General features: G+C 63.1%; 25 protein-coding genes, 1 other RNA gene and 1 pseudogene. 16 read left to right on the top strand and 11 right to left on the bottom strand.

What is annotated here, in order from left to right:
• Positions 1 to 241: 241 nt before the first annotated feature.
• The 3 genes from QWL29_RS12955 to groES all read right to left on the bottom strand — a co-directional run bounded on the left by QWL29_RS12955 (position 242) and on the right by groES (position 2752).
• Positions 242 to 679: a hypothetical protein gene (locus QWL29_RS12955; RefSeq protein ID WP_305823300.1), complete on the bottom strand. Its 438-nt coding sequence runs from the start codon at positions 677 to 679 to the stop codon at positions 242 to 244.
• A 93-nt stretch (positions 680 to 772) separates the two neighbouring features.
• Entirely contained in the window at positions 773 to 2419 is a 1647-nt protein-coding gene (gene groL, locus QWL29_RS12950) for a chaperonin GroEL (RefSeq protein ID WP_305823299.1), read from the bottom strand.
• 42 nt (positions 2420 to 2461) lie between these two features.
• Positions 2462 to 2752 (bottom strand): co-chaperone GroES, encoded by a 291-nt coding sequence (gene groES / locus QWL29_RS12945; RefSeq protein ID WP_305823298.1) that lies wholly within the window; start codon positions 2750 to 2752, stop codon positions 2462 to 2464.
• A 421-nt stretch (positions 2753 to 3173) separates the two neighbouring features.
• Here groES and QWL29_RS12940 point away from each other — a divergent pair, with 421 nt between their 5' ends.
• From QWL29_RS12940 to QWL29_RS12890, 11 genes are all read left to right on the top strand, one after another.
• A complete protein-coding gene (locus tag QWL29_RS12940) occupies positions 3174 to 4166 on the top strand; it encodes a lysozyme inhibitor LprI family protein (protein ID WP_305823297.1) in 993 nt (330 codons plus the stop codon).
• Positions 4167 to 4246: 80 nt separating this feature from the next.
• Positions 4247 to 4495, top strand: a complete 249-nt coding sequence (locus QWL29_RS12935; protein ID WP_305823296.1) for a hypothetical protein — start codon at positions 4247 to 4249, stop codon at positions 4493 to 4495.
• Positions 4492 to 4803, top strand: a complete 312-nt coding sequence (locus tag QWL29_RS12930) for a cell division protein ZapA (RefSeq protein WP_192049165.1) — start codon at positions 4492 to 4494, stop codon at positions 4801 to 4803. The genes QWL29_RS12935 and QWL29_RS12930 overlap by 4 nt, the downstream gene beginning before the upstream one ends.
• 46 nt (positions 4804 to 4849) lie before the next feature.
• A non-coding RNA gene (gene ssrS / locus QWL29_RS12925) (6S RNA) lies at positions 4850 to 5031 on the top strand.
• Positions 5032 to 5127: 96 nt separating this feature from the next.
• The gene (locus QWL29_RS12920; protein ID WP_305823295.1) at positions 5128 to 5589 is read left to right on the top strand and encodes an EVE domain-containing protein; all 462 of its coding nucleotides are present in this window, start codon (positions 5128 to 5130) and stop codon (positions 5587 to 5589) included.
• A 73-nt stretch (positions 5590 to 5662) separates the two neighbouring features.
• On the top strand, positions 5663 to 5977 hold the full coding sequence (locus QWL29_RS12915) for an autorepressor SdpR family transcription factor (RefSeq protein WP_305823294.1): 315 nt from the start codon (positions 5663 to 5665) through the stop codon (positions 5975 to 5977).
• Entirely contained in the window at positions 5974 to 6372 is a 399-nt protein-coding gene (locus tag QWL29_RS12910; protein WP_305823293.1) for a hypothetical protein, read from the top strand. The genes QWL29_RS12915 and QWL29_RS12910 overlap by 4 nt, the downstream gene beginning before the upstream one ends.
• A gap of 210 nt (positions 6373 to 6582) precedes the next feature.
• Complete coding sequence (locus QWL29_RS12905) at positions 6583 to 7782, top strand: RNA-guided endonuclease InsQ/TnpB family protein (protein WP_305823292.1); 1200 nt, start codon at positions 6583 to 6585, stop codon at positions 7780 to 7782.
• Between the two features lie 25 nt (positions 7783 to 7807).
• The gene (locus tag QWL29_RS12900; RefSeq protein ID WP_305823291.1) at positions 7808 to 8134 is read left to right on the top strand and encodes a rhodanese-like domain-containing protein; all 327 of its coding nucleotides are present in this window, start codon (positions 7808 to 7810) and stop codon (positions 8132 to 8134) included.
• Between the two features lie 192 nt (positions 8135 to 8326).
• A complete protein-coding gene (locus tag QWL29_RS12895) occupies positions 8327 to 9172 on the top strand; it encodes a YdcF family protein (protein ID WP_305823290.1) in 846 nt (281 codons plus the stop codon).
• A gap of 55 nt (positions 9173 to 9227) precedes the next feature.
• The gene (locus QWL29_RS12890; protein WP_305823289.1) at positions 9228 to 10031 is read left to right on the top strand and encodes a sulfite exporter TauE/SafE family protein; all 804 of its coding nucleotides are present in this window, start codon (positions 9228 to 9230) and stop codon (positions 10029 to 10031) included.
• A 98-nt stretch (positions 10032 to 10129) separates the two neighbouring features.
• Here QWL29_RS12890 and lgt read toward each other — a convergent pair whose 3' ends face one another.
• Positions 10130 to 10957 carry a prolipoprotein diacylglyceryl transferase gene (lgt, locus tag QWL29_RS12885; RefSeq protein WP_305823288.1) on the bottom strand — a complete coding sequence of 276 codons (828 nt, stop codon included), beginning with the start codon at positions 10955 to 10957 and terminating at the stop codon, positions 10130 to 10132.
• A gap of 1 nt (position 10958) precedes the next feature.
• Entirely contained in the window at positions 10959 to 11849 is an 891-nt protein-coding gene (locus tag QWL29_RS12880; RefSeq protein ID WP_305823287.1) for a LysR family transcriptional regulator, read from the bottom strand.
• A 127-nt stretch (positions 11850 to 11976) separates the two neighbouring features.
• Here QWL29_RS12880 and ilvD point away from each other — a divergent pair, with 127 nt between their 5' ends.
• Positions 11977 to 13662 (top strand): dihydroxy-acid dehydratase, encoded by a 1686-nt coding sequence (ilvD, locus tag QWL29_RS12875; protein ID WP_305823286.1) that lies wholly within the window; start codon positions 11977 to 11979, stop codon positions 13660 to 13662.
• Positions 13663 to 13692: 30 nt separating this feature from the next.
• On the opposite strand, the gene QWL29_RS12870 is transcribed toward ilvD, so the two are convergent.
• Positions 13693 to 13917, bottom strand: coding sequence for a TIGR04438 family Trp-rich protein (locus tag QWL29_RS12870; protein ID WP_305823285.1), 225 nt, complete (start codon positions 13915 to 13917; stop codon positions 13693 to 13695).
• A 180-nt stretch (positions 13918 to 14097) separates the two neighbouring features.
• Here QWL29_RS12870 and QWL29_RS12865 point away from each other — a divergent pair, with 180 nt between their 5' ends.
• On the top strand, positions 14098 to 14406 hold the full coding sequence (locus QWL29_RS12865; protein ID WP_305823284.1) for a c-type cytochrome: 309 nt from the start codon (positions 14098 to 14100) through the stop codon (positions 14404 to 14406).
• Between the two features lie 465 nt (positions 14407 to 14871).
• Here QWL29_RS12865 and QWL29_RS12860 read toward each other — a convergent pair whose 3' ends face one another.
• The 5 genes from QWL29_RS12860 to folD all read right to left on the bottom strand — a co-directional run bounded on the left by QWL29_RS12860 (position 14872) and on the right by folD (position 20461).
• On the bottom strand, positions 14872 to 16008 hold the full coding sequence (locus tag QWL29_RS12860; protein WP_305823283.1) for a branched-chain amino acid ABC transporter substrate-binding protein: 1137 nt from the start codon (positions 16006 to 16008) through the stop codon (positions 14872 to 14874).
• Between the two features lie 274 nt (positions 16009 to 16282).
• Entirely contained in the window at positions 16283 to 16756 is a 474-nt protein-coding gene (locus QWL29_RS12855) for a hypothetical protein (RefSeq protein ID WP_305823282.1), read from the bottom strand.
• A complete protein-coding gene (locus QWL29_RS12850; protein ID WP_305823281.1) occupies positions 16753 to 17178 on the bottom strand; it encodes a DNA polymerase III subunit chi in 426 nt (141 codons plus the stop codon). Before QWL29_RS12850 ends, QWL29_RS12855 begins: the two co-directional genes overlap by 4 nt.
• A 281-nt stretch (positions 17179 to 17459) precedes the next feature.
• Complete coding sequence (locus QWL29_RS12845) at positions 17460 to 19538, bottom strand: M3 family metallopeptidase (protein ID WP_305823280.1); 2079 nt, start codon at positions 19536 to 19538, stop codon at positions 17460 to 17462.
• Positions 19539 to 19552: 14 nt separating this feature from the next.
• Positions 19553 to 20461 carry a bifunctional methylenetetrahydrofolate dehydrogenase/methenyltetrahydrofolate cyclohydrolase FolD gene (gene folD, locus QWL29_RS12840; RefSeq protein ID WP_305823279.1) on the bottom strand — a complete coding sequence of 303 codons (909 nt, stop codon included), beginning with the start codon at positions 20459 to 20461 and terminating at the stop codon, positions 19553 to 19555.
• 377 nt (positions 20462 to 20838) lie between these two features.
• Here folD and aceE point away from each other — a divergent pair, with 377 nt between their 5' ends.
• The 3 genes and pseudogenes from aceE to lpdA all read left to right on the top strand — a co-directional run bounded on the left by aceE (position 20839) and on the right by lpdA (position 26853).
• Complete coding sequence (gene aceE, locus QWL29_RS12835; RefSeq protein WP_305823278.1) at positions 20839 to 23532, top strand: pyruvate dehydrogenase (acetyl-transferring), homodimeric type; 2694 nt, start codon at positions 20839 to 20841, stop codon at positions 23530 to 23532.
• A 21-nt stretch (positions 23533 to 23553) separates the two neighbouring features.
• Positions 23554 to 24960 (top strand): annotated as a pseudogene (gene aceF / locus QWL29_RS12830) (dihydrolipoyllysine-residue acetyltransferase); the annotation flags it as partial.
• A gap of 12 nt (positions 24961 to 24972) precedes the next feature.
• Positions 24973 to 26853 carry a dihydrolipoyl dehydrogenase gene (gene lpdA, locus QWL29_RS12825; RefSeq protein ID WP_305823277.1) on the top strand — a complete coding sequence of 627 codons (1881 nt, stop codon included), beginning with the start codon at positions 24973 to 24975 and terminating at the stop codon, positions 26851 to 26853.
• Positions 26854 to 26870 lie beyond the last annotated feature (17 nt).

The following is a 26870-nucleotide window of genomic DNA, read 5'->3' as shown; positions in this document are numbered from 1 at the left end:
TATTGGTACGCATGATCCGCGTGGGCACAAGTGCCCACCCTACGGGACATGTTACGTATCCGCGTTTCGTATGAATTCGCCGATAACGGTAAAGGGTTTCGTATGAACTCGCCGATAACGGCAACGGGGTTCATATGAACTCGCCGATAACGGTGATCGTAGGGTGGGCTCTTGAGCCCACGCGGATTCAACATACCGATAACAGCACAGGCAACAGCCCCATTAGCCCCTGCACGCCGGATTAATGCGGCAACCCTTGCTGCGCCAGCGCCAGCCCATGCTCCTCGCACCACGCCCCCAGCACCGCGCGTGTCTGCGCCTCGCGAAACGCATGCCAGCGGTCGGTCAGCCCACGCTGCGCAACCAGGTCGCTGAACTTGCCATACGCCCCGGCGCGCTTGAACATCTTGCGCACATTATCGGCGTCGTCAGGCAATGCGGCGTCGGCGAAGTCGAACACGAGTTCCAGCCCGAGTGCGAGCTCGCGCATGTGCGGCACCGGAACGTAGCGCTCCGATGTATCGATGTCGTCCGGCAGGGGCGCCAAGGCTTCATCCACCAGTTCCGAACGCACGTGTACCGTGCCGGTGTCCAGGCATACCCAGGCTTCATCTTCGGTTCCGGTTTCCGACACCATCAGCACGGCGTCTTCCAGATCATCTACATTTACAGCGACCACTATTTCTCTCCCAATAGAAAAAGCCCGCGGGGCTTGCACCCCACGGGCCTTCAGCATACAACAGCATGGCGCCGGCGAACCGGCGCCGTGGCATTACATCATGCCGTCCATGCCGCCCATGCCGCCCATACCACCCATGCCGCCCATGCCGCCGGCTGGCTTGTCTTCAGCCAGTTCCGAGACCATGCAGTCGGTGGTCAGCATCAGGCCGGCGATCGATGCTGCGTTCTGCAGCGCCGAGCGGGTGACCTTGGCTGGATCCAGCACGCCCATTTCGACCATGTCGCCGTAGGTGCCGTTGGCCGCGTTGTAGCCGTAGTTGCCTTCGCCGGCCAGCACGCCCGAGACGACGACCGATGCTTCCTCGCCGGCGTTCTGGACGATCATGCGCAGTGGCTCTTCCATTGCGCGCAGGACGATCTTGATGCCTGCGTCCTGGTCAGGATTGTCGCCCTTGACTTGCAGGTTGGCGCGAGCGCGCAGCAGGGCCACGCCGCCGCCTGGCACGATGCCTTCTTCCACGGCAGCGCGGGTAGCGTGCAGTGCATCTTCCACGCGTGCTTTCTTTTCCTTCATTTCGACTTCGGTGGCAGCGCCAACCTTGATCACGGCAACGCCGCCGGCCAGCTTGGCCACGCGCTCTTGCAGTTTTTCGCGGTCGTAGTCCGAGGTCGCTTCTTCGATCTGGATACGCACTTGCTTGACGCGCGCTTCGATGTTGTCAGCCGAACCTGCACCGTCGATGATGATGGTGTTTTCCTTGCCGACTTCGACGCGTTTTGCCTGGCCCAGTTCCGCCAGGGTGACTTTTTCCAGGGTCAGGCCGACTTCTTCAGCGATGACCTGGCCGCCGGTCAGGACAGCGATGTCTTCCAGCATGGCTTTGCGACGGTCGCCGAAGCCTGGGGCTTTCACTGCAACGGTCTTCAGGATGCCGCGGATGTTGTTGACGACCAGGGTTGCCAGTGCTTCGCCTTCGATGTCTTCGGCGATGATGACCAGTGGACGGCCAGCTTTTGCAACTTGCTCCAGTACCGGCAGCAGGTCACGGATGTTCGAGATCTTCTTGTCGCACAGCAGGACGAATGGATTGTCGTGGATCGCGACTTGCTTGTCCGGGTTGTTGATGAAGTATGGCGACAGGTAGCCGCGGTCGAACTGCATACCTTCGACGATGTCCAGCTCGTCGTTCAGCGACTTGCCGTCTTCGACGGTGATGACGCCTTCCTTGCCGACTTTTTCCATCGCTTCAGCGATACGCTCGCCGATCGAGTAGTCCGAGTTGGCCGAAATGGCGCCAACCTGGGCGATTTCCTTCGAGGTGGTGCATGGCTTGGCGATTTTTGCCAGCTCTTCGACGGTGGCGGCAACTGCCTTGTCGATGCCGCGCTTCAGGTCCATCGGGTTCATGCCGGCGGCAACGAACTTCATGCCTTCGCGCACGATGGCTTGTGCCAGCACGGTGGCGGTGGTGGTGCCGTCGCCGGCGTTGTCGCTGGTTTTGGAAGCGACTTCCTTGACCATTTGCGCGCCCATGTTCATGAGCTTGTCTTTCAGTTCGATCTCTTTGGCGACCGACACGCCGTCCTTGGTGACGGTTGGGGCGCCGAACGAACGGTCGAGCACGACGTTGCGGCCTTTCGGGCCCAGGGTGACCTTGACTGCGTTGGCGAGGATGTTCACGCCTTCGACCATCTTGGCGCGCGCTGCGTCGCCGAATACTACTTCTTTAGCTGCCATTTTCTGTTTCTCCGATTATGCGGTAGATGTTTTGTGGGAGGATTACGAGACCAGGACGGCCATGATGTCTTCTTCGCGCATGACCAGCAGTTCCTGGCCATCGACCTTGACGGCCTGGCCCGAGTACTTGCCGAACAGGACGCGGTCGCCGACTTTGACTTCCAGTGCGCGGACCTGGCCGTTTTCCTGGACCTTGCCGTTGCCGACGGCCAGGATCTCGCCCTGGTCTGGCTTTTCAGCCGCGGCATCAGGGATGATCAGACCCGAGGCGGTCTTGGTTTCCTGGTCGAGACGCTTCACGATTACGCGATCGTGCAGTGGGCGAAGGTTCATGCAAAACTCCTTATTCAGTGTGTGGACTAGCTGTTAATCTGCGTTGGCAGCCGCACCGGTGACGTATGTCTTGACGCTGCGGCGGAAAGAGTTGTTAGCACTCTCTACTAACGAGTGCTAATTATAGGGACGATAATAGGGCATTTCAAGTTGCCATGTTGCGAAATTGCTCGGGCCGGTTTGAGCGGGATCAAACTGCCCAGACGTCATGCTGCATTTAGCAGTCAAACGAAGGTGTGGCGAAAAACATAAACGCGTAGGGTAGCATTGAATCGGCGCGACTCGCTGCACTCTTGGCTGGGACTGATATAGATCAAATTTGGCAAGCTGGCGTCTTGACAGCAGGCGAGCGGTAGACTTTTGCGGATGAGCTTACAATTGCTGCCATCCGCGCCTGGCGCGACTTTCCCCGGGTATGCCTGTGCTCCGACTGTTTTACCTTGCCGTGCTGGCGGCGTTTGCCGCGGGCGCCCACGCCGGCGAGCCGGCCGAGGCGCAGTGCGCCGCGCTGGGCAAGCTGGCCTATCCCGCGGCCGACCGGCCGGGCGCCGCGCGCCAGGCCGCTCTCAAGACCTGCGACGCCCAGGCCTTGTACTACGGCATACGCCAGCCGCGCGACTTCATCAATGCGCGCCACTGCGCCTTCACGCCGGATAAGGAGGACGACGTCTTCGGCAAGAAGGCCGGTGTCCTCATGATGCTGTACGCAAACGGGCAGGGCGTGCAGCGCAACCTGCAACTGGCGAAGAAGGCAGCCTGCGCTGCAGGCGGCGCACCGGCCGAACTCAGCGGGCGCCTGGCCCACCTGGCCGAGCTGGCGCCGGGCAAGAGCGCAGCCGGCCAGGCCATCGACTTTTGCGACGACGTCACCAGCGGCCTGATGATGGGATATTGCGCGTCGCTGGGTTCGGCCCAGGGCGACGTCAAGCGCGAGCAGGCGCTGGCGGCGGTCGTTGCCGGGTTCACGCCGCCGCAACGGGCTGCATTTGCACGCTTGCAGCACAGCGCCGCACGCTTCGTGGAAGCGCGCGGCGGCAACGAGGTCGATGTCAGCGGCACGGCGCGCGGGGCGCAGATTGCCGAGGAAGAGGATGCGCAGAAGGATGCCTTCCTGGCTGCCCTGCGCGCCTTTGAAAGCGGCAAGCTGCCGTGCTTCAGTGCGGCGCAGGACGCTGCCATCGACCGCGAACTCAATACCGTGTACCAGCAGCTGCGGCGCATGCCGGCGCCACAATACACGACCATCCGGATGGCGGACATCCAGGCCACCCAGCGCAACTGGCTGGTTTACCGCGACGCGTGGGTGGAATTCGGCAAGCTCAGGTATCCTGCTGTCCCGGCACATGCCTGGCGCGCGTATTTTACGCAGCAGCGCACGGCCATGCTGAAGGCGCTCACGGAAGAGCTGGGCTGAACGGGCGGTCTCAGGGCCACTTGCTGTCCGTCGCACGCTCTCTTGTTGACTGTCAAACCTTATCAGACCTATAGTGACGAATGATTTCCGAATTCCAAGACCTATCCGACAAGATCGAGCGCCTCGCTGCGCTGGTCGGATCGCTGCGCAGCGAAAATGCGCAACTGCGCCAGACCAACGTGCTGCTGAATGAAGTGAACACGGCGCTCATCGAGCGCCTCGTCGAAGCCCAGCGCCGCGTCGAAGCCGTGATCGAGCAATTGCCGGCACCGGCAGCAGAAGCCGAAGAAGACGGGGATGATTCCACGAACGCCGAGGCCACCCGATGATTTATCTCGATGTCACGATCATGGGCCAGCCCTACCGCCTGGCCTGCAAGGAAGGCGAGCAAGCCACGCTGCGCGACGCCGTGCGCTACCTCGACGGCAAGATGACCGCGCTGCGCGACTCCGGCAAGGTAAAGGGCAACGACCGCATCGCCGTCATGGCCGCGCTCAGCGTCGCCGCCGAATTCCTCTCGGTCAAGTCGCCGCAAGGCCCACTTTCCGATATGACAATGCTGGAAGTGAAACAAAAGCTCGAAGTCATGCACAGCGTGCTCGACCAGGCCCTCGCGCCGCAAGAAAATTTACCGTAACGGTCCAAATACGTTTGACATCCCGGTTCAAGCGAGTAAACTGCGAGGCACCCTGCGGTGTTCGAGATTGCCATATATTCCTTGAACCATTTGTATGCATAGGTTGCGGGATTATGTGCGATGGGCGTGAGCGTCGCTAGTTCGACGAACCCGAAATTGCGCTAACTGCGACCACCTTGAGCCGTCAGGTTCTGGGATGCCGGCATGGACGGCACAGGCGGGGCTATATTCCAAAAGACGGTTGCGGGCATTGCGCTTGCAGCCGTTTTTTCATGTGCGCATGCTTTTCTTTTGTGTGCGTTTATTTGGCGGGAGCAAACGCAGATGCGTTACTGGTTGATGAAATCCGAGCCGGATGAAGTCAGTTTCGACGACGTTCTGGCCGCCCCAGGACAAACGGTGGCTTGGTTCGGCGTGCGCAATTACCAGGCCCGGAATTTCATGCGCGACGCGATGCAGATCGGCGACGGCATCCTGTTTTATCACTCCAGCTGCGCCATTCCCGGTGTTGCGGGCATTGCCGAAGTGGCGAGCGGGCCGTATCCCGACGCTTCCCAATTCGACCCCGCCGGAAAATACTTCGATCCGAAAGCCACGCCGGAACAGCCGCGCTGGATTTCCGTGGACGTGAAAGCGAAAGAGCAGGGGCGCTATCTGCTTTTATCGGAGATGCGCGCCATTCCCGAATTGGAAGACATGGTGCTCCTGCGAAAAGGCAGCCGCCTTTCCATTTCGCCGGTCACGCCCGGCCAGTGGAACACCATCCTCGAATTGTTGCGCGCTTGACGCATCGAACTGTTTTCTAAACTTTTAGAAATATTTTCTTGATATTGTTCGATGATTGGCTAATAATCGAAGCATGAGCACCGTATTCAAAGCCTTGTCCGATCCGACCCGCCGCAAAGTCCTGCAACTGCTGCAGCAGGGACCCATCGGCGCGGGTGAACTCGCGGAGATGTTCGACGTCTCCAAGCCCACCATGTCGGCCCACTTCGCGGTGCTCGTGAATGCAGGCCTGATCGATGCCGAAAAAGAGGGGCGGAACATCACCTACCGCCTCAAACTCTCGGTGCTGGAAGAGGCGCTGCTGGCGTTTGCGCAAACGTTTGGCTTGCAGGTCACCAGGCCGGAAGATGGCCATCCCACAACGAAATCGAAACAGGAGACACCATGAAATCTGCTGCATCGTTTGGCCGGCCGCTGCTTGGCGCAGCGCTCATTCTTGCCGTATCGGGCGCGATCGCCTGGGCTTCGCCCGAGTACATCAGCGAGGAACTGAAGCGGCGCCTGATAGCCGCCATGCTGGGCGCGGTGGTTGTGATGTACGCGAATGCCATCCCGAAAACGCTGACGGCCCTGGCACAACTGCGTTGCTCGCCCGAACGCGAACAGGCTGCGCGCCGCTTTGCCGGCTGGAGCCTGGTGCTGGGCGGCGTCGGCTACATGCTGGCCGCGCTGCTGGCGCCGCTGGGCGTCATGCACCTGGTTGGCGGCGGCCTGCTGGCCCTGTCTCTGGTGGTGGCAACCCTACGCTGCCTGGGCGTGGGCGCCCGTGCGGCGCGCGGTTGAGGAGCGGTCATGTTTGCGATGCTGATGGGTTGTTAACAGTAATCGGTAACTTGTCTAAACATATGCAATCCTATTCAGAATGGATAGGATTTTTACAACGGCTACGCTCACGAAAGCACTTGTATTATATTTTTGTAAGGCTCGATGGCAGCCGTAGTCATCGGAACCAATAGCTGATTGACAGTGTCGAACATGGGTAAAGGAGGCGCGATGTTCCTGGCCCATCGTATTCGGCTCGACCCCAGCAAGGTGCAGGCAACGTATCTGGCGCGTGCAGCCGGGGCCGCGCGGTTCGCTTACAACTGGGCACTGGCGGAATGGGAGCACCAATTCGAAGCGTGCAAACGCAACCCAGCCTTGCCCAAGCCAAACGAAGCGGCGCTTCGACGCCAGCTCAACGCCATCAAGCGCACGCAATTTCCTTGGATGCTGGACGTGACAAAGAATGCGCCACAGATGGCGATCATGCAACTGGGCCGCGCTTTCCAGAATTTCTTCGAGAAACGGGCACGCTACCCGAGGTTCCGGCGCAAGGGCGCCAACGACCGGTTCACCTTGACCAACGACCAGTTCCAGGTCGATGGCAAACGCATCCGTATTCCGAAACTCGGATGGCTGAGGATGCGTGAAACCCTACGCTACACCGGACGGATTGTCTCTGCGACCGTTTCACGCACGGCGCACCATTGGTATGCCAGCATCAGTATCGACACCTCCGATGCACAGCTGCCGCCAGCCGAAAACCAAGGCGCGGTCGGCATCGACTTTGGCGTGACGCACTTGGTCACTTTGTCGACTGGAGAGAAAGTCGTAGGGGCCAAGGCCTTGCGAACCTTGCTCGATCGCCTGCGCCGCCTGTCACGGGCGCTGTCGCGCAAGGCAAAAGGCTCGTGCAATCGCAAAAAGGCAAAAGCCAAACTGGCTGGCCTGCACGCCAGGATCGCCAACGTGCGCGCGAACGGCTTGCACCAGCTCAGCGCAAGTATCACCCGGCGCTTTCACACCATCGGCATCGAGGATCTGCACGTCAAGGGCATGCTCGGCAACCGGTGCCTGTCACGGGCGATAGCCGACATGGGCTTTGCCGAACTGCGTCGCCAGCTTGTGTACAAAGCGCAGCGCCGTGGTGGACAGGTGATCGTCATCGATCGCTGGTACCCCAGCAGCAAGACCTGTTCGTGCTGTGGTTACAAGCTCGATGCACTCAGCCTGGACGTACGCCAATGGACCTGCCCTGGATGTGCAACGTACCATGACCGCGACGTCAATGCAGCAATCAATTTGAGAAACATGGCGGTGAGTCCCACCGTGTCGGCCTGTGGAGGGGAAGGCGCTGGCCCTGTGCTCCATGCGCAGAGTGAAACCGGCCCCTGTGAAGCAGGAATCCAGCGAAAAGTTAACGATGCTTAGCTTTGGGTAAGTCTGGAAGAACGGTTTGAAGTCGATTGCCCCGCGTGACTTGCACGAGGGTCTGGGGCAGGGCGGGCTGACCGTGGTCGATGTGAATGCGCGCCATTCCTGGTTGCAGGCGCGGGTGCCGGGCGCGATCAACCTGCCGCCGGAATTCGATGCCGCCATGCTGCCGGCGGACCGCGCGGCGCCACTGGTGTTCTACTGCTCGAATCCCCTGTGCCGCAAGGCGCCCCAGGCGGCGCGCAAGGCGGAAAAGCTGGGCTATGCGGACGTGCGCGTGATGTCGGCCGGGATCACCGGCTGGGTCGGCGCGCGCCTGCCGGTGGAGAGCGGCGAAGGGACACGCTGAAGCCGTCGAGGTGCGGCCGCCCGGGGGGCTCACCGCGCAAAACCAAATCGGCAATGTCCAGCGGCTTGTTGAATGGCCACATGGTCGTCACCCCGGAATGTTGTTCAGCCTGAACAGTAGCATGGGTGATAATACGGCTCTTCATTCCTGACGAGAGCATTGACCTCGCTGCCGCCTGGTCGAACCCGATCGATGACCCTGCAACCGCTGCTCGACCTGATCAACCTGGTACCGCGCGACTGGATTCTTCCGCCTGCCAACCTGTTTCTCCTGATTGCCCTGGGCCTGCTCCTGCGCCGCCGCTGGCGCCGCGCCGGGACGGTGCTCGGGGGCATTAGCCTGGCCCTGCTCGCCCTTTTTTCCACGACCGGCGGCGCACGCCTGCTGGTCGCGCCGCTGGAAGCGATGAGTACGCCGCTGCGCGCGCCCGAGCAGGCCGGCGCGCAGGCCATCGTGGTGCTGGCCTCGGGCCGCCTGCAGCGCGCGCCCGAATACGGCGACCGCGACATTCCCGACTACATTGCCCTGGCGCGTGTGCGCTATGGCGCCCATCTGCAGCGGCGCACCGGGCTGCCGCTGCTGGTAAGCGGCGGGAATGGCGCCAGCGGGGTCGATCCTGCCGTCAACGACCGCGCCTACGTCAAGGCCGACGCCATGGCGACTGCCTTGCGCGAAGACTTCGGCGTGGCCGTGCAATGGGTCGAGCGCCACTCGCGCGATACGAACGAGAACGCGAGCGACAGTGCGGTGCTGCTGCGCGCCGCCGGCGTTCAGCGCATCCTGCTCGTGACCGACGCCATGCACATGCCGCGCTCCTGCGCCGCCTTCGAGCGCGCCGGGCTCGATGTCGTGAATGCGCCGACCATGTTCTTCAGCAAACAGGCGCAAGGCAGCAGTTCCTGGGTGCCGGGCGCCGAGGGCATGCGCCGCTCGCGCTATGCCTTGTATGAATGGATGGGCAGCATCTGGTATCGCCTGCGCGCGGACGGCAAGGATGGCCGCGAGGCGGCGATCGCGGCGAAATGTTACGGTTCATGAGGATGGCGACGATGCAGCTTCTTTCTTTCCTTTCCACCCATCGAGTGGAGGCCGCATGGACCCGTTGATGATCCTGGCCCTGCTGGCCATGGGCTGCTTCGGCGGTTTTGCCGCCGGCCTGCTGGGCATCGGCGGCGGCATGATCCTGGTGCCCTTCATCACCATGGTCCTGACCGCGCGCGGCGTGCCCGACGAACTCGTGGTGCACATGGCGATCGCCACCTCGCTCGGCACCATCATGTTCACCTCGCTGTCTTCGGTGCGCGCGCACCACAAGCATGGGGCGGTGGTGTGGCGCATCGTGAAATTGCTGGCGCCGGGCATCCTGATCGGCTCGACGGTCGGGCCGTGGATCGGCAAGCAGATGAATACGGCGACGCTGTCGGTGTTCTTTGGCGTGTTCGTCGCGTTTTCGGCCACGCAAATGCTGATCAACAAAAAGCCCGCGGCCGCGCGCGACTTGCCGAAGGCGCCGGGCATGTTTGCGGCGGGCGGCGTGATCGGCGTGCTGGCGGGGCTGGTGGGGGCGGGCGGCGGCTTTGTTTCGGTGCCCTTCATGACCTGGTGCGGGATACGCATTCACCAGGCGGTGGCCACCAGCGCGGCGCTCGGGTTTCCGATTGCGCTGGCCGGGACGCTGGCGAATATCGTGTATGGCTGGGGCGAGCCGGGCTTGCCGGCGTACTCGCTCGGGTTCATCTATGTGCCGGCGCTGCTGATCATCGTGGCGGCCAGCGTGATCATGGCGCCGATTGGGGCGCGGACGGCGCACAGGATGCCGGTGCGGCAGCTGCAGCGGGTGTTTGCGGTGATCCTGTACACGCTGGCGGCGTACATGTTCTGGAAAGCTGCAACGTAACCGGAGCCGTCGGCATCAACCGTACGGTGGGCACGGAGCGCCCACCGTACGAGATACGCCAACAATGAAAATCGGCGTCCGTAGACGCCGACTTTGTTTTATGCCCGGACCGGCTGCTTGCCGTCCCGCGAATACGCCCATGCCAACATGGCCAGCGCCGCCACGATCATCGGCAGCGACAGCACCTGCCCCGAGGTGATCGGCAGCCCGGCCACCGTGGTCTCCCAGTCCGGCACGCGGAACCATTCGGTGAAGAAGCGCGCGCAGCCGTACAGCAGCGTGAACATCGCCCCCACTGCCAAACGCGGACGCGCCTTGCGCGCAAATGGCCACAAGATCAGGAACACCAGGATGCCGTCGATCAGCATCTGGTACAGCGGCGACGGGTGGCGCGGCGTATCCAGGAAGCCGATGCCGTTCGGGTTCGGCCACAGCATCGCCCACGGCAGGCTCGGGTCGGCAAGGCGGCCCGGCAGTTCATGGTTGATGAAGTTGCCCAGGCGGCCCGCGGCATAGCCCAGCGGCACCATCGGCGCGATGAAGTCGTACACGTCGAGGATGTTGCGCTTCGATTTGCGCGCCCACAGCGCCATGGCGATCAGCACGCCCAGGAAGCCGCCGTGGAAGGACATGCCGCCCTTCCACACCTTCAGGATCTCGAGCGGATTGGCAAAGAAATAGCCCGGCTGGTAGAACAGCACCTCGCCCAGGCGCCCGCCGAGCACGACGCCGAGCATGCCGTAGAACAGCATGTCGTCCAGGTCTTCCGGTTTCCAGCCCTGCGCGGCGATGTGCGGCTGCCTGATGCGCACGCGTCCCAGGATGATGAACATCGCAAACGCGAGCACGTACATCAGGCCATACCAGTGGATGTCCACGGGGCCGATCGAAAACGCGACCGGGTCCGGATTCGGGTGTACCAGCATATTATTCTTTCCTCAGTAATTCCAAAAAGCCCTGCAAGACCGGCGAGGCATTGTCGCGGCGCCAGGCCAGCCCGAGTTCCACCAGCGGTGTCGGATTGGCAAGGGCACGGTATTCTACGCCGGGACGCTGCAGGTTCGACACGGATTGTGGCACAAGTGCCAAGCCCATGCCCGCCGACACCAGGCTGACGATGGTCTGCATCTGGATCGCTTCCTGGCCAATGACGGGCGTGATGCCGGCGTCGTGGAAGCAGCTGAGGATGGCGTCGTACAGCGCCGGCGCACTCTTGCGCGGGAAAATAATCAGAGGCAAATGCGGCAGGGCGATTAACTCGACCGGCTGTCCATCCGCCGCCAGCACGCCTTCGGGCGCACACAGCACCAGCGGCTCTTCCAGCAGGCTCGCATAGTCGAGCACGGCTTGCGCCTTGTCGGGCAGCGGCGGGATCAGCAGGCCGGCATCGATGCGGCCGTGCAGCAGGTCGTCGGTCTGCAGATCGGTGGTCGCTTCCTGCAGCACCAGCTCGACGTTCGGAAACGCCGCCGTGAAGTCGCGCAGCAGCGGCGGCAGCACGCTGTAGTCGGCTGGGGTGACGAACGACAGGGCCAGGCGCCCGGATTCGCCGGCGGCGGCGCGGCGCACCAGCTCCGGCATGGCGGCGGCCTGCTCCAGCACGCGGCGCGCCTCGGGCAGCAGGGCGGCGCCGGCCGGCGTCAGTTCGACTTGCCGGCGCGTGCGCAGGAACAATGGCGCACCCAAGGTTTCCTCCAGCGCTGCAATGGTCTGCGATAAAGGCGGCTGGGTCATGTGCAGGCGTGCGGCGGCGCGGCCGAAATGCAGCTCTTCGGCGACGGTGACGAAATAGCGCAATTGGCGCACTTCAAGGTTCATCGATATGCGTTGCCATGGTTATTGAAAGGATCGATATGTTTTGCGTATCACAGCCCGGCAAATCTTATATTTGACGCCCCCTGTTGCACAAGGCATTCTCGCAAGACTGTCTTCAAGGAGTCTTGCCATGGCCAACCCGCCGCGCTACAACCGCCGATCCCGCAACATCACCGAAGGCGTGGCCCGTGCCCCGAACCGCTCGATGTACTACGCGATGGGCTATCAAAAAGACGATTTCGACAAGCCGATGATCGGCATCGCCAACGGCCACTCCACTATCACGCCCTGCAACTCCGGCCTGCAAAAGCTGGCCGACGTGGCCATCGGCGCAGTCAAGGAAGCCGGCGCCAACCCGCAGGTGTTCGGCACCCCCACCATTTCCGACGGCATGTCGATGGGCACCGAAGGCATGAAGTTTTCGCTGATCTCGCGCGAGGTGATTGCCGACTGTATCGAAACCTGCGTGAATGGCCAGTGGATGGACGGCGTGGTCGTCATCGGCGGCTGCGACAAGAACATGCCCGGCGGGATGATCGCCCTGGCCCGCGCCAACGTGCCCGGCATCTATGTGTATGGCGGCACCATCAAGCCGGGCAACTGGAAGGGCAAGGACCTGACCATCGTGTCGGTGTTCGAGGCGGTGGGCGAATTCACGGCCGGGCGCATGCAGCAGGAAGACTTCGAAGGCATCGAGACCAACGCCTGTCCCTCGTCCGGCTCCTGCGGCGGCATGTACACGGCCAACACCATGTCGTCCTCGTTCGAGGCGCTGGGCATGTCGCTGCTGTATTCGTCGACGATGGCCAATCCCGACGACGAAAAGACCGGCTCCGCCGCGGAATCGGCGCGCGTGCTGGTGGAAGCGGTGAAGCGCGACCTGAAGCCGCGCGACATCATCACCCGCAAATCGATCGAGAACGCGGTGTCGCTGATCATGGCCACCGGCGGCTCGACCAACGCCGTGCTGCACTACCTCGCCATTGCCCACGCGGCCGACGTCGAATGGGCGCTGGACGACTTCGAGCGCGTGCGGCGCAAGGTGCCGGTGATCTGCAACCTGAAGCCATCGGGCCAGTACGTGGCGACCGATTTGCACAAGGCGGGCGGCGTGCCGCAGGTGATGAAGCTGTTGTTGGATGCCGGCCTGCTGCACGGCGACTGCATCACCATCACCGGCCGCACCCTGGCCGAGGAGCTGGCCGACGTGCCATCTGCACCACGTGCCGGCCAGGACGTGATCCGCACCATCGACAAGGCGCTGTACGCCCAGGGCCACCTGGCGATCTTGAAGGGCAATCTGTCGCCGGAAGGGGCGGTGGCCAAGATTACCGGCCTGAAGAACCCGGCCATCACCGGCCCGGCGCGCGTGTTCGACGACGAGTATTCGGCGATGGACGCCATCCTCGGCGACCAGATCCAGGCCGGCGACGTGCTGGTGCTGCGCTACCTCGGCCCGAAAGGCGGCCCGGGCATGCCGGAAATGCTGGCGCCGACCGGTGCGCTGATCGGCAAGGGCCTGGGCGAATCGGTGGGCCTGATTACCGACGGCCGCTTCTCGGGCGGCACCTGGGGCATGGTGGTCGGGCACGTGTCACCGGAGGCGTTCGAGGGCGGGACCATCGCGCTGGTGCGGGAAGGCGATTCGGTAACCATCGACGCCAACGCGTTGCTGATCCAGCTGAACGTGCCTGAGGAAGAGATTGCGCGCCGCCGCGCCGAATGGACCCAGCCGGCGCCGCGGTATACGCGTGGCGTGCTGGCCAAGTTCGCCAAGCTGGCCTCGAGCGCGAGCAAGGGCGCCGTGACCGGTTGATATGGAACGCGACCGGGGCAGGTCCCCGGTTTACTTGCGCTTGTCGAAAGTCTTGTTCACGCGCGCCTTGCGGCGTTTTTCGTCTTCGTCATGGGCTTTCTTCTTGTCCCAGCCGAGCATCTTTTCGATGTATTCGAACCAGATAAAGGCGAGCACCATCAGGCCGACGATCCACCACCAGGACAGGTTGGCAAAACGCCAGACTTCAAGGAAGCGCAGGACGACGAGGGCGGCAATCAGCAGGATCAGGGGCATGGCGGGTTTCTCCGGAGTCCGGCCATCTTACAAAAGATTTCCGATGCTCTGTGGCAAAATAACGCGCTGTGGCGGAAACGCCTCGCCTGCAAAACGTAAGCGTCGTTACAGAGTGTGACGGCGGCTTATCCCTGCTGGGAAACGCGGTAGAATGCGGGCATTAACCATGGAGAGTCTTAGATGAAACGGTCCCTGATGTTGTGCGTAGTGTTGTCGGCGCTTGCTTCTTCCAGCGCATTTGCGCAGGCCGACCTGGCGAAAGCGAAGAACTGCATGGCTTGCCACGCCGCGGCAACCAAGCTGGTGGGTCCGGCCTACAAGGACGTGGCCGCGAAATACGCCGGCCAGAAGGGCGCCGAAGACAAGCTGGTGGCCAAGGTCATGAAGGGCGGCTCGGGCGCCTGGGGTCCGGTGCCGATGCCGGCCAATCCGCAGGTGAGCGAAGCCGAAGCGCGCAGCCTGGTGAAGTGGGTGCTGGAGACTAAGTAATCCACCTCGCTCGATGTCGAGAAGCGCGCCGGAGTGGCGCGCTTTTTTATTGTTCGCGTTATCGAAACGTGTGGGGGATCGTTGGCCTCGCCCGTAGNGAAGTGGGTGCTGGAGACTAAGTAATCCACCTCGCTCGATGTCGAGAAGCGCGCCGGAGTGGCGCGCTTTTTTATTGTTCGCGTTATCGAAACGTGTGGGGGATCGTTGGCCTCGCCCGTAGGGTGGGCCGGGCCGCGCAAGGCACTCCGTGCCCACGCGGTTACGTGCGTGTCCTTGCACCGATAACGGTAACGTCTCGCCCGCAAAACCGGCGATGGACGAAACCTCCGGCATCGCGCCTGGCCTTGCTTGAAGCTGGCGGGCGACACCTCACCGTAGCGGACTGGCGGGGCCGTGCGTACCGCGTGGGCACGGAGTGCCCACCCTACAGTGACGCATATCGATTCAATCGAGGTGCGCGGCTGCTTACCGAATCACATCCAGCTTGCTCTTCTTCCCATCCTTGTACGTGAACAAGGTCAGCGCCCCATTCTCGATATCGCCCTTGGCATCGAACCGGATATCCCCCGTCACGCCCGTGTAGCGGATCTTTTTCAGCTCCGGCAGGTATTTCATCGGTTCGACCGATTTCGCATTCTGCATGGCGGCTGCCATCACCATCACCGCGTCATACACATACGGCGCATACAGCTGCACGTCCTGCCCCGTCTTCTGCTTGAAGCGGGCGCGGAAGTTGGTCATGGCCTTTTCCTGCGCGGCGCCGGTCACGCCGCCGGCCTCGGCGCAGATCACCTTGCCTTCGGCGCCGACCGCATCCCCGGCCAGGCGGCCCAGGGAGTCGGTGCAGATGCCGTCGCCGCCCATGAATTTGGCCGTGATGCCCAGGTTCTTCATCTGCTTGAGCATCGGGCCGGCCACCGCGTCCATGCCGCCGAAGAAAATCAGGTCCGGCTTCTTCGCGCGCAGCGAGGTCAGGATCGCCGTGTAGTCGGTGGCGGTGGCGCTGGTGAATTCCTTGCCGACGACTTTGACGCCCGGCCCCTTGGCGGCTTTCGCGAACTCCGAGGCCACGCCCTGGCCATAGGTGGTGCGGTCGTCGATGACGGCGATGTTCCTCGCCTTCAGCGAGTCGACCGCGTACCTGGCCAGCGTGCCGCCCAGCTTGGCGTCGTCGGCCACCACGCGGAAGGTGCCGGCATAGCGCTGGCGCGTGTACAGCGGTGAAGTAGAGGCCGGCGAAATCTGCGGGATGCCGGCGTCGTTGTAGATCTTCGAGGCCGGGATCGAGGTGCCCGAGGCCAGGTGCCCGATCACGCCTTTTACTTTCGCATCGACCAGCTTCTGGGCCACGGCCGTGCCTTGCTTCGGATCGGAAGCGTCGTCCTCGGCCACCAGCTGGAAGGTGATCTTCTGGCCGTTGATGACGATGCCCTTGGCATTGAGTTCCTCGACTGCCATGCGCGCGGCGTTTTCCATGTCCTTGCCGAGGTGGGACACCGGGCCCGAGGTCGGGCTGACATGGCCGATCTTGACGACCTGCTGGGCGCTGGCGCTCCCGGCAACCAGCAACGCAACGGCAAGCGGGATGAACTTGAGGGTCATACAGTCTCCAGAAAGGTGATAGGCGACAGCGCGCAAGACCGCCAGCGTACGCCGGTTATGATTTATGCAGAGCAAAAGGTACAACAATTTACAGGCTTGGGAAAGCGATAAAGCGCGGGTGATCGGTGCTGGAGCGGGGACGGGGCGCCGTGCACGCGGGCAGGGCAGGAAGAGGTGGCGCCTGCCCCATGGCGGGGCAGGTAGGGTGGGTTCTCGAACCCACCGGCAGCGTGCCTACCTGTCCGAATCGTGCTGGTGGGTACGAGTACCCACCCTACGAACGGCCGAACTGGACGGACGCGACCTGCTGGGCGACGACCTGTTCGACGGCCTGGCGCACGCCTTGCTGGATCTGTTCGTTGGCCGACGATAAGGCACTGCGGACGATGGCGTCAATCTGCGTTTGCAGCTGCTGCACCACGCGCTCGGCGATGCGGCGTTCGAGTTCGTCCCAGTCGGGCTCGACAACAGGGGGCGGCGCAGCTTCGGCCAGCTCGGCTGGTGCCGGCGCGATGGTTTGCTCGACCGGTTCGGGCACTGCGCCCACCTCCGGTTCGAAGACTGCTTCCGTTTCCGCCGGCGCGGCTTCGGCTGCCGGCTCCAGCGCAGGAATCGGCGCCGCCTCGACGGCCGGTTCCTCGGGCACGGCTTCAGGCTGGGCTGGCGGTACAGGGTCCAATACAAACGGCTCCAGCACGACTTCGGTCAACACGGGAATGCTGCTATCGAAGGCTGGATTCTTGTTCATGATTGGTTGGCGACGAAGTGGGTCAGCGGGTAGGACTGCTTCTTGTAGGCGACGTAGCGCTGGCGGCCGGCGGCGGCATCAAGCTCGTCGGTCGAGATGATCTCGAACACGCGCGCGAACTCGGCAAACGTGGACGGCGTGCGGCGCGTGAGGTTGACCAGCATCTCGTGGTGCGGCAGGTCGACGTCTTCGCGGTCGGTGACGATGATCGGGGTCTCGGCAGCGAGCGGGTCGCCGGCCATCACGTGGGGGATGAAATCGGTGTCGGACAGCGTCCACAGCGCCTCGTTCAGGGCGGCGGCCTGGGCCGCGTCTTCGGCCAGCAGCACGACCTTGGCGCGCGTCGCCCATGCCTTGCGCGCGAGGCGGCAGGCGTAGCTGAGCTTGTCGGGGATGTTGGTGTGGAAGTCGATCCGGGTCATGGATGGGATTGTAAACCGGAGGGAACGAAGATGGTGAGTTTGCGTAGACGCGGTGTTTCCCGTACGGTGGGCACGCTGTGCCCACGCGGAATGGTGCGCGGTGTTGGCAAGGTTCGAATCGAACATCCCGCCAACAGCAGGTGCTTCCAAATGATCATTCGATACGCTGGTGATAATTCATCGGCGCATGATCAATTAACGTTAACACCATGCACGCATTCGCGTGGGCACGGGGTGCCCACCGTACGGTCAGCGCCGGCGGTCTTTTGCCGGCGTTGCCTTTACGCGTTCATGCCGTTATGGCGCAGCAACGCGTCAATCGATGGTTCGCGGCCACGGAAAGCCTTGAACGATTCCAGCGCCGGACGCGAGCCGCCCATCGCCAGGATCTCGCGCTGGAAGCGGCGGCCGGTCTCGGCCGAAATCTCGCCACCACCCGCTTCGACCGCTTCCTCGAACGCCGCGTACGCATCGGCCGACAGCACCTCGGCCCACTTGTAGCTGTAGTATCCAGCCGCATAGCCACCCGCAAAGATATGCCCGAACGAGTGCTGGAAGCGGTTGAATGAAGGCGGAATCATCACCGAGAATTTTTGGCGTACATCGTCGATCAACTGCTGCACGGTCTGCTGGCTGTTCGGATCGAAGTCGTAGTGCAAATGCATGTCGATCAGCGAGAACTCCACCTGGCGCAGCGTCTGCATACCCGACTGGAAGTTTTTCGCGGCCAGCATCTTGTCGTACAGCGCGCGCGGCAGCGGTTCGCCGGTCTTCACGTGGGCGGTCATGCCTTGCAGCACGTCCCACTCCCAGCAGAAGTTTTCCATGAACTGCGACGGCAGCTCGACCGCATCCCATTCCACGCCCGAGATGCCCGACACCGACAGTTCCTCGACTTCGGTCAGCATGTGGTGCAGGCCGTGGCCGAATTCGTGGAACAGGGTCGTCACTTCATCGTGCGTGAACAGCGATGGCTGCAGCTTGCCGTCCACGGTTGCCGGCGGCGTGAAGTTGCAGGTGAGGTAAGCCACCGGCGTTTGCAGGATGCCGCCGGTCGTCATGCGGCGGCCGCGCGCATCGTCCATCCAGGCGCCCTGGCCCTTGCCGGCGCGTGCGTACAAATCGAAGTAGAACTGGCCAACCAACTGGCCATCGCGCTCGATGCGGTAGAAGCGCACGTCCGGGTGCCACACCGGCGCCTCGTCCAGCTTGATCTGCACCGAGAACAGGCTTTGCACCACCTTGAACAGGCCCTCGATAACCTTGGGCTCAGGGAAGTATTCCTTCACTTCCTGGGCCGAGAAGGCATAACGCTTCTCGCGCAGTTTTTCCGAGGCATAGGCCACGTCCCAGGCATGCATGTCCTCGATGCCGAGCTCGTCCTTGGCAAAGGCGCGCAGTTCGGCCAGGTCGTTCTCGGCGAACGGACGCGCGCGGCGCGCCAGGTCTTCCAGGAAGCTGATCACGTGGTCCGGGCTCTCGGCCATCTTCGGCACCAGCGACACTTCGGCGAAGTTACGGTAATCCAGCAGTTTCGCTTCCTCGTCGCGCAACCTCAAGAGTTGGGCGATGTTCGAGGTGTTGTCCCATTTCTCCAGTTCCGAGAACACGATGCCGGCATCCGACGCTTTGGTGGCGCTGGCGCGGTAGATCGTTTCGCGCAAGGCGCGGTTGCTGGCGAATTGCAGGACCGGAAAGTAGGACGGGAAGTGCAGGGTAAACTGCCAGCCGGCCTTGCCTTCGGCCTCGGCGGCGGCGCGTGCGGCGGCCTTGGCGTCGTCCGGAATGCCGGCCAGGTCCGCCTCGTTTTCAACCACGTATTTGTAGTCGTTGGTGGCATCCAGCACGTTTTCCGAGAAGCGCGTCGAGATGGCGGCGTGCTGTTCCTGGATGGCGGCGAAACGTTCTTTCTTGTCTTCGGGCAGTTCGGCGCCGCCCAGGCGGAAGTCGCGCAGGGCGTTCTCGACGATGCGTTTTCTCGCCGGCGTCAGGTTCGCGTACTCGGCGCCCGCGCGGATCGCCTTGTACTTGTCGAACAGCGCTTCGTTCTGGCCGAGGATGGTGAAGAACTCGGTGATCTTCGGCTGGTTTTCGTTGTAGACGGCGCGCAGTTCCGGCGTGTCGGCCACGTGGTTCAGGTGGTTCACGATGCCCCAGGCGCGGCCCAGGCGTTCGGTCGCTTCCTCGAGCGGGATCACGAAGTTGTCCCAGGTGACGTCACTTGATGGCGCTTCGAGCTTGTTGACCACCTCGGTGGCTTCTGCGATCAATTGTTCGATGGCAGGCGTGACGTGTTCCGGACGGAACAAATCGAAACGCGGCAGGCCAGAGAAATCGAGGAGGGGATTGCTGGTGTTCATAGGGTTCCTTCCTGTTATGCGATGCCCGGCGCGGGGACCATCCCCGCGGCCGGGGCCAGCCGTTCCTGCTGCTTGCCGAGCACGCGTTCGGCGGACTCGACGGTGTTCATCAAGAGCATCGTGATCGTCATCGGGCCAACGCCGCCCGGCACCGGCGTGATGTGCGAGGCGACCTCGGCCACGGCGGCGGTATCGACGTCGCCGCACAGCTTGCCGTTGTCGTCGCGGTTCATGCCGACGTCGATCACGATCGCGCCCGGCTTCACCATGTCGGCGGTCACCGTGTTGCGGCGGCCGACGGCGGCCACGATCACGTCGGCCTGGCGGGTGTGGTAGCCCAGGTCCGGCGTCGCGCTATGGCAGATGGTGACAGTGGCATTCGCTTGCAAGAGCAGCAGCGCCATTGGCTTGCCGACCGTGTTCGAGCGGCCGATGACGACGGCATGCTTGCCGCGCAAATCGTAGCCGGTGGATTCGATCAGCTTCATGCAGCCGTAAGGGGTGCAGGGGCGGAAGCCGGGCAGGTTGGCCACCAGTTCGCCGGCCGACAGCACCGAGTAGCCGTCCACGTCCTTGCTGGTGGCAATGGCTTCGATGACCTTGTTCGGGCTGATGTGCTTGGGCAGGGGCATTTGCACCAGGATGCCGTGGATGGCCGGGTCTTCGTTCAGCGCGGCAATGCGCGCCAGCAAATCGGCTTCGCTGAGGTCGGCATCGTATTTTTCCAGCCTTGACTCGAAGCCCACATCGCCGCAGGCCTTGACCTTGTTGCGTACGTAGACCTGGCTGGCCTGGTCTTCGCCGACCAGGATCACGGCCAGGCCCGGCTGCTGGCCGGCGGCAGTGAGTCTGGCGGCGCGCTCGGCGATTTCGGCACGCAGTTGCTGGGAAAGTTGTACTCCATCGATCAGTTGGGCTGGCATGGTGGGGCTCATCACTGGACAAAGATGAAATTATAAGGCCGCCAGGGTATCGCGCGCCGCGTGACGCGCTTCGTTGTCATATTTACAGAGTAACCAAGGATGAGAAGCAGGATGGTGGGGTGTAGGGTGGGCACTTGTGCCCACGCGGTGCGACGGGGCCGGTATCGATAAATATTTTTCGGCCGGCATACGTGCCATACCGCGTGGGCACAAGTGCCCACCCTACGTAATTCCACAATATGAAATGCTATATCGTATTTTGAAAAAGGCAGTCTTCACTGGTAAAATCCGATGGCTTAATCTACGTTAACTGTTCATCAAATCCGCCGCCGGCGATCTGGGGATCGGGGTGGGGCCACAAAAGGAGACGCATTACCATGTCAGCTCAACTCGACCAATTGACGGCCCAGTCCGCCAATGACCCGGACGCCCTCGAAACCAAGGAATGGCTCGAGGCGCTGGAAGCGGTCATCGAAAACGAAGGTACCGAACGCGCCCACTACCTGATGGAGCGCCTGGTCGACCTGGCGCGCCGCCGTGGCGCCCATATCCCGTTCTCCAGCAACACCGCCTACGTCAACACCATCCCGGCGCACCTGAACGTCAACAGCCCGGGCAATCTCGAATACGAAGAGCGCCTGCGCTCGTGGATGCGCTGGAACGCGATGGCGATGGTCGTCAAGGCCAACCGCGCCGACGGCGACCTGGGCGGCCACATCTCGTCGTTCGCTTCGCTGGCCAACATGCTGGGCATCGGCTTCAACCACTTCTGGCACGCCCCGACCGATACCCACGGCGGCGACCTGCTGTACATCCAGGGCCACTCCTCGCCAGGCATCTACGCGCGCGCCTTCCTCGAAGGCCGCATCAGCGAAGACCAGCTGCTGAACTTCCGCCGCGAAGTCGACGGCAAGGGCCTGTCCTCGTACCCGCACCCGAAACTGATGCCGGACTTCTGGCAGTTCCCGACCGTGTCGATGGGCCTGGGCCCGCTGATGGCGATCTACCAGGCGCGCTTCCTGAAGTACCTGCACGCGCGCGGCATCGCCGACACCGCCAACCGCAAGGTATGGGTCTTCTGCGGCGATGGCGAGATGGACGAGCCGGAATCGATGGGCGCGATCGGCATGGCCGCGCGCGAGCGTCTCGACAACCTGGTCATGGTCGTCAACTGCAACCTGCAGCGCCTGGACGGCCCTGTGCGCGGCAACGGCAAGATCATCCAGGAACTCGAAGCCGACTTTCGCGGCGCCGGCTGGAACGTCGTCAAGGTCATCTGGGGCTCGCAGTGGGACGCCCTGCTGTCGAAAGACAAGGACGGCATCCTGCAGCGCGTGATGATGGAAACCGTCGACGGCGAATACCAGAACTACAAGGCGAAAGACGGCGCCTACGTGCGCAAGCACTTCTTCGGCAAGCACCCCGAGCTGCTGAAGATGGTCGCCAACATGAGCGACGACGACATCTGGCGCCTGACCCGCGGCGGCCACGACCCGCACAAGATCTACGCCGCGTTCAAGAACGCGCAGGAAAACAAAGGCACGCCAACCGTGCTGCTGGTGAAGACCGTCAAGGGCTTCGGCATGGGCAAGTCGGGCGAGGCGCGCAACACCGCGCACCAGACCAAGAAGCTGGACGATGAAGCGATCCGCGAAATGCGCGACCGCTTCGCGATCCCGATCCCGGACGACAAGCTGGCCGAGATCCCGTTCTTCAAGCCGGCCGACGACGCGCCGGAAATGAAGTACCTGCACGAGCGCCGTGCGGCCCTGGGCGGCTACCTGCCGCAGCGCCGTTCGAAGTCCGACGAGCAGCTGGTGGTACCGCCGCTCGAATCGTTCAAGGCCGTGCTGGAACCAACCGCCCCTGGCCGCGAAATCTCGACCACCTCGGCATATGTGCGCGTGATCACCAGCCTGCTGAAGGACCCGAGCCTGGGCCAGCGCATCGTCCCGATCCTGGTCGACGAATCGCGTACCTTCGGCATGGAAGGCCTGTTCCGCCAGATCGGCATCTTCAACCAGCAGGGCCAGTTGTACGAGCCGGTGGATAAAGACCAGGTCATGTACTACCGCGAAGACAAGGCCGGCCAGATCCTGCAAGAGGGGATCAACGAAGCGGGCGGCATGAGCTCGTGGATCGCGGCAGCGACTTCGTACTCGTCGAACAACCGCACCATGGTGCCGTTCTACACCTTCTACTCGATGTTCGGCATGCAGCGCGTGGGCGACCTGGTCTGGCTGGCCGGAGACATCCGTGCGCGCGGCTTCCTGATGGGCGGCACCGCCGGCCGCACCACGCTGAACGGCGAAGGCCTGCAGCACGAGGACGGCCATAGCCACATCATCGCAGCGACCGTGCCGAACTGCCTGCCGTACGACCCTACTTTTGGGCACGAAGTGGCGGTGATCATCCGTGACGGCCTGCGCCGCATGGTGGAAGAACAGGAAGACGTGTTCTACTACATCACCATCATGAACGAGAACTACGAGCAGCCAGGTCTCACCGCCGGCACCGAAGAGGGCATCCTGAAGGGCATGTACCTGTTCAAGAAGGGTGGCGAGACCGAGCACCGCGTCCAGCTGATCGGCTGCGGCACCATCCTGCGCGAATCGATCTTCGCCGCCGAGCTGCTGTCCGCCGACTGGGGCATCGCCGCCGACATCTGGTCCGCTCCGTCGCTGACGCTGCTGGCTAGAGACGGCCAGGACTGCGAGCGCTGGAACATGGTCAATCCGGAAGCCGAACAACGCGTGCCGTACGTGACCTCGCTGATGCAGGAAACCAGCGGCCCGATCGTCGCGACCACCGACTACATGCGCATGTTCGCCGAACAGATCCGCGCCTACATGCCGAAAGACCGCACCTACAAGGTGCTGGGCACCGACGGCTTCGGCCGCTCGGATTCGCGCGTCAAGCTGCGCGAGTTCTTCGAGGTGAACCGCTACTACGTCGTGGTTGCCGCCCTGCGCGCGCTGGCCGACGAAGGCAAGATCGACAAGTCGGTCGTGGCCCAGGCGATCGCCAAGTACGGCATCGATGCGAACAAGCCGAATCCTGTCACCCAATAATGTGAATGGTGTTGCGCCGGCCCTTCGTGGCCGGCGTCTTGCCGATCCAGCCAGATAAATAAGAACGGAGCTAACACTATGAGCATTGTGGAAGTCAAAGTCCCGGACATCGGCGACTTCAAGGAAGTCGAAGTCATCGAACTGATGGTCAAGCCGGGCGACACGATCAAGGTCGACCAGTCGCTGCTGACCGTCGAATCCGACAAGGCGTCGATGGAGATCCCGTCGAGCCATGCGGGGGTGGTCAAGGAAATCAAAGTCAAGGTCGGCGACAAAGTGGCCGAAGGTTCGCTCGTGCTGATGCTGGAGGAAGCCGAGGGTGGCGCTGCTGCGCCTGCGGCACCGGCTGCTGAAGCTGCGCCTGCTGCTGCGCCGGCTCCTGCTGCTGCGGCCCCTGCTGCTCCAGCCCCTGCTGCTCCAGCACCTGCTGCGCCAGCACCTGCTGCTGCACCGGCGCCTGCCGCTGCGCCTGCACCTGCCGCCGCCCCAGCCGGCGACGCAAGCAAAGCCCACGCCTCCCCATCGATCCGCAAGTTTGCGCGCGAACTCGGCGTCGATCTGTCGCGCGTGCCGGGCACCGGTCCGAAGAACCGCATCACCCAGACCGACGTGCAGAACTTCGTCAAGGGCGTGATGGCCGCACCTGCCGCCGCACCAACGAAAGCCGGCGGTTCCGGCGTCGGCCTCGATCTGCTGCCATGGCCGTCGCTCGACTTCTCGAAGTTCGGCCCGACCGAACTGCTGCCGCTGTCGCGCATCAAGAAGATCAGCGGTCCGAACCTGCACCGCAACTGGGTCATGATCCCGCACGTGACGACCTTCGACGAAGCGGACGTCACGGACCTGGAACAGTTCCGCGTCGATTCCAACGCGGCGCTGGCCAAGCAGAAGTCGGCAGTGAAGCTGACCATGCTGGCCTTCGTGATCAAGGCATCGGTCGCCGCGCTGAAGAAGTTCCCGCAATTTAACGCCTCGCTGAGCGAAGACGGCGCCAACCTGATCCTCAAGCAGTACTACAACATCGGCTTCGCTGCCGACACCCCGAACGGCCTGGTGGTCCCGGTCGTGAAGGATGCCGACAAGAAGACCGTGTCGCAGATCGCCACCGAGATGGGCGAGCTGTCCGCACAAGCGCGCGAAGGCAAATTGAGCCCGGCGAACATGCAGGGCGCGACCTTCACCATTTCGTCGCTGGGCGGCATTGGCGGCACCGCCTTCACGCCGATCATCAACGCACCGGAACTGGCGATCCTCGGCCTGTCGAAGTCGGCGATGAAACCGGTATGGGATGGTTCTACCTTCCAGCCGCGCCTGATGCTGCCGCTGTCGCTGTCCTACGACCACCGCGTCATCGATGGCGCCGGCGCCGCACGCTTCGCCGCCTACCTGGCCGAAGTGCTGGCCGACCTGCGCAAGACCCTTCTGTAAGGAGCGCCGAGCATGAGTACTGTTGAAGTAAAAGTCCCGAATATCGGCGATTTCAAGGACGTCGAGATCATCGAGCTGATGATCAAGGTCGGCGACACGATCAAGGTCGACCAGTCGCTGGTCACCGTGGAATCGGACAAGGCGTCGATGGAGATTCCATCGACCCACGCCGGCGTGGTGCAGGAACTGAAGGTCAAGGTCGGCGACAAGGTGAACGAAGGTTCGCTGCTGCTGATGATCGAAGAGGGCGCCGGCGCTGCCGCGCCTGCGGCCGAATCGGCTCCAGCCGAGAAGCCTGCCGAGTCGTCGAAACCGGATGCGCAGATCGGCGCGCAAGCCGTTGCGCCGACCGCCGCCGCTGGCGGAGTGCCGCCCAGCCCAACGGACTCGTACGCGCCGGCCCACAAGCTTGATGCCGCCGCCCCGGACGCCGTGCCTGCGCCGGACGCGGCCAGCTACAGCGGCCAGGTCGACATCGAGTGCGAGATGATGGTGCTGGGCGCCGGCCCTGGCGGCTACTCGGCCGCCTTCCGTTCGGCCGACCTGGGCATGAACACGGTGCTGGTCGAGAAGTACGCCACCCTGGGCGGCGTCTGCCTGAACGTGGGCTGCATCCCGTCGAAGGCGCTGCTGCATGTGGCGCACATCATGGACGAGACCGCGCACATGGCCGACCTCGGCGTCTCCTTCGCCCGCCCGGAAGTCGACATCGACAAGCTGCGCGCTCACAAGGACAAGGTCATCAAGACCATGACCGGCGGCCTGGCCGGCATGGCCAAGGCGCGCAAGGTGAATGTGGTGCAGGGCGTGGGCCAGTTCCTCAGCCCGAACCACATCGAAGTCAGCGGTCCCGACGGCGCGAAAAAAGTGGTGAAGTTCGCGAAAGCGATCATCGCCGCCGGCTCCGCGGTCGTGAAGCTGCCGTTCGTGCCGGAAGATCCGCGCATCGTGGATTCGACCGGCGCGCTGGAACTGCGCCAGGTGCCGAAGAAGATGCTGGTCATCGGCGGCGGCATCATCGGCCTGGAAATGGCCACCGTCTACTCGACCCTCGGTGCGCGCATCGACGTGGTCGAGATGATGGACGGCCTGATGCAGGGGGCGGACCGCGAGGCCGTCAAGGTCTGGCAGAAGTTCAACGCCCACCGCTTCGACAACATCATGTTGAAGACCAAGACCGTCGGCGTGGAAGCGCTGCCGGAAGGGATCAAGGTCAGCTTCGAAGCCGCCGAAGCCGGCGCCACCGCACCGGAACCGCAGCTGTACGACATGGTGCTGGTGGCCGTCGGCCGTAGCCCGAACGGCAAGAAGATCGCCGCCGACAAGGCCGGCGTGGCCGTAACCGACCGCGGCTTCATCGGCGTGGACGGCCAGATGCGCACCAACGTGCCGCACATCTTCGCCATCGGCGACCTCGTGGGCCAGCCTATGCTGGCGCACAAGGCGGTGCACGAAGCCCACGTGGCTGCGGAAGCGGCGCACGGCGAAAAGGCTTACTTCGATGCGAAGGTCATTCCATCGGTGGCCTACACCGATCCGGAAGTGGCATGGGCCGGCATCACCGAAGACGAAGCCAGGCAGAAGGGCATCCAGGTCGAGAAGGGCCACTTCCCATGGGCCGCCTCGGGCCGCGCCGTCGCCAACGGCCGTTCGGAAGGCTTCACCAAGCTGCTGTTCGACGCCGAGACCCACCGCATCATCGGCGGCACCATCGTCGGCACGAATGCCGGCGACATGATCGGCGAGATCGCGCTGGCCATCGAGATGGGCGCGGATGGCATCGACATCGGCAAGACCATCCACCCGCACCCGACGCTGGGCGAGTCGATCGGCATGGCGGCAGAGGCCTACGAAGGCGTCTGCACCGACTTGCCGCCGCCGCGCAAGCGTTGAGCCTTGACGTAGCCGCA

The sequence above is a fragment of the Massilia brevitalea genome, assembly GCF_030711405.1.
In the GTDB taxonomy this organism is placed as follows: Bacteria; Pseudomonadota; Gammaproteobacteria; order Burkholderiales; family Burkholderiaceae_D; genus Telluria; species Telluria brevitalea.
This window is presented reverse-complemented; position numbering and strand designations above follow the sequence as displayed.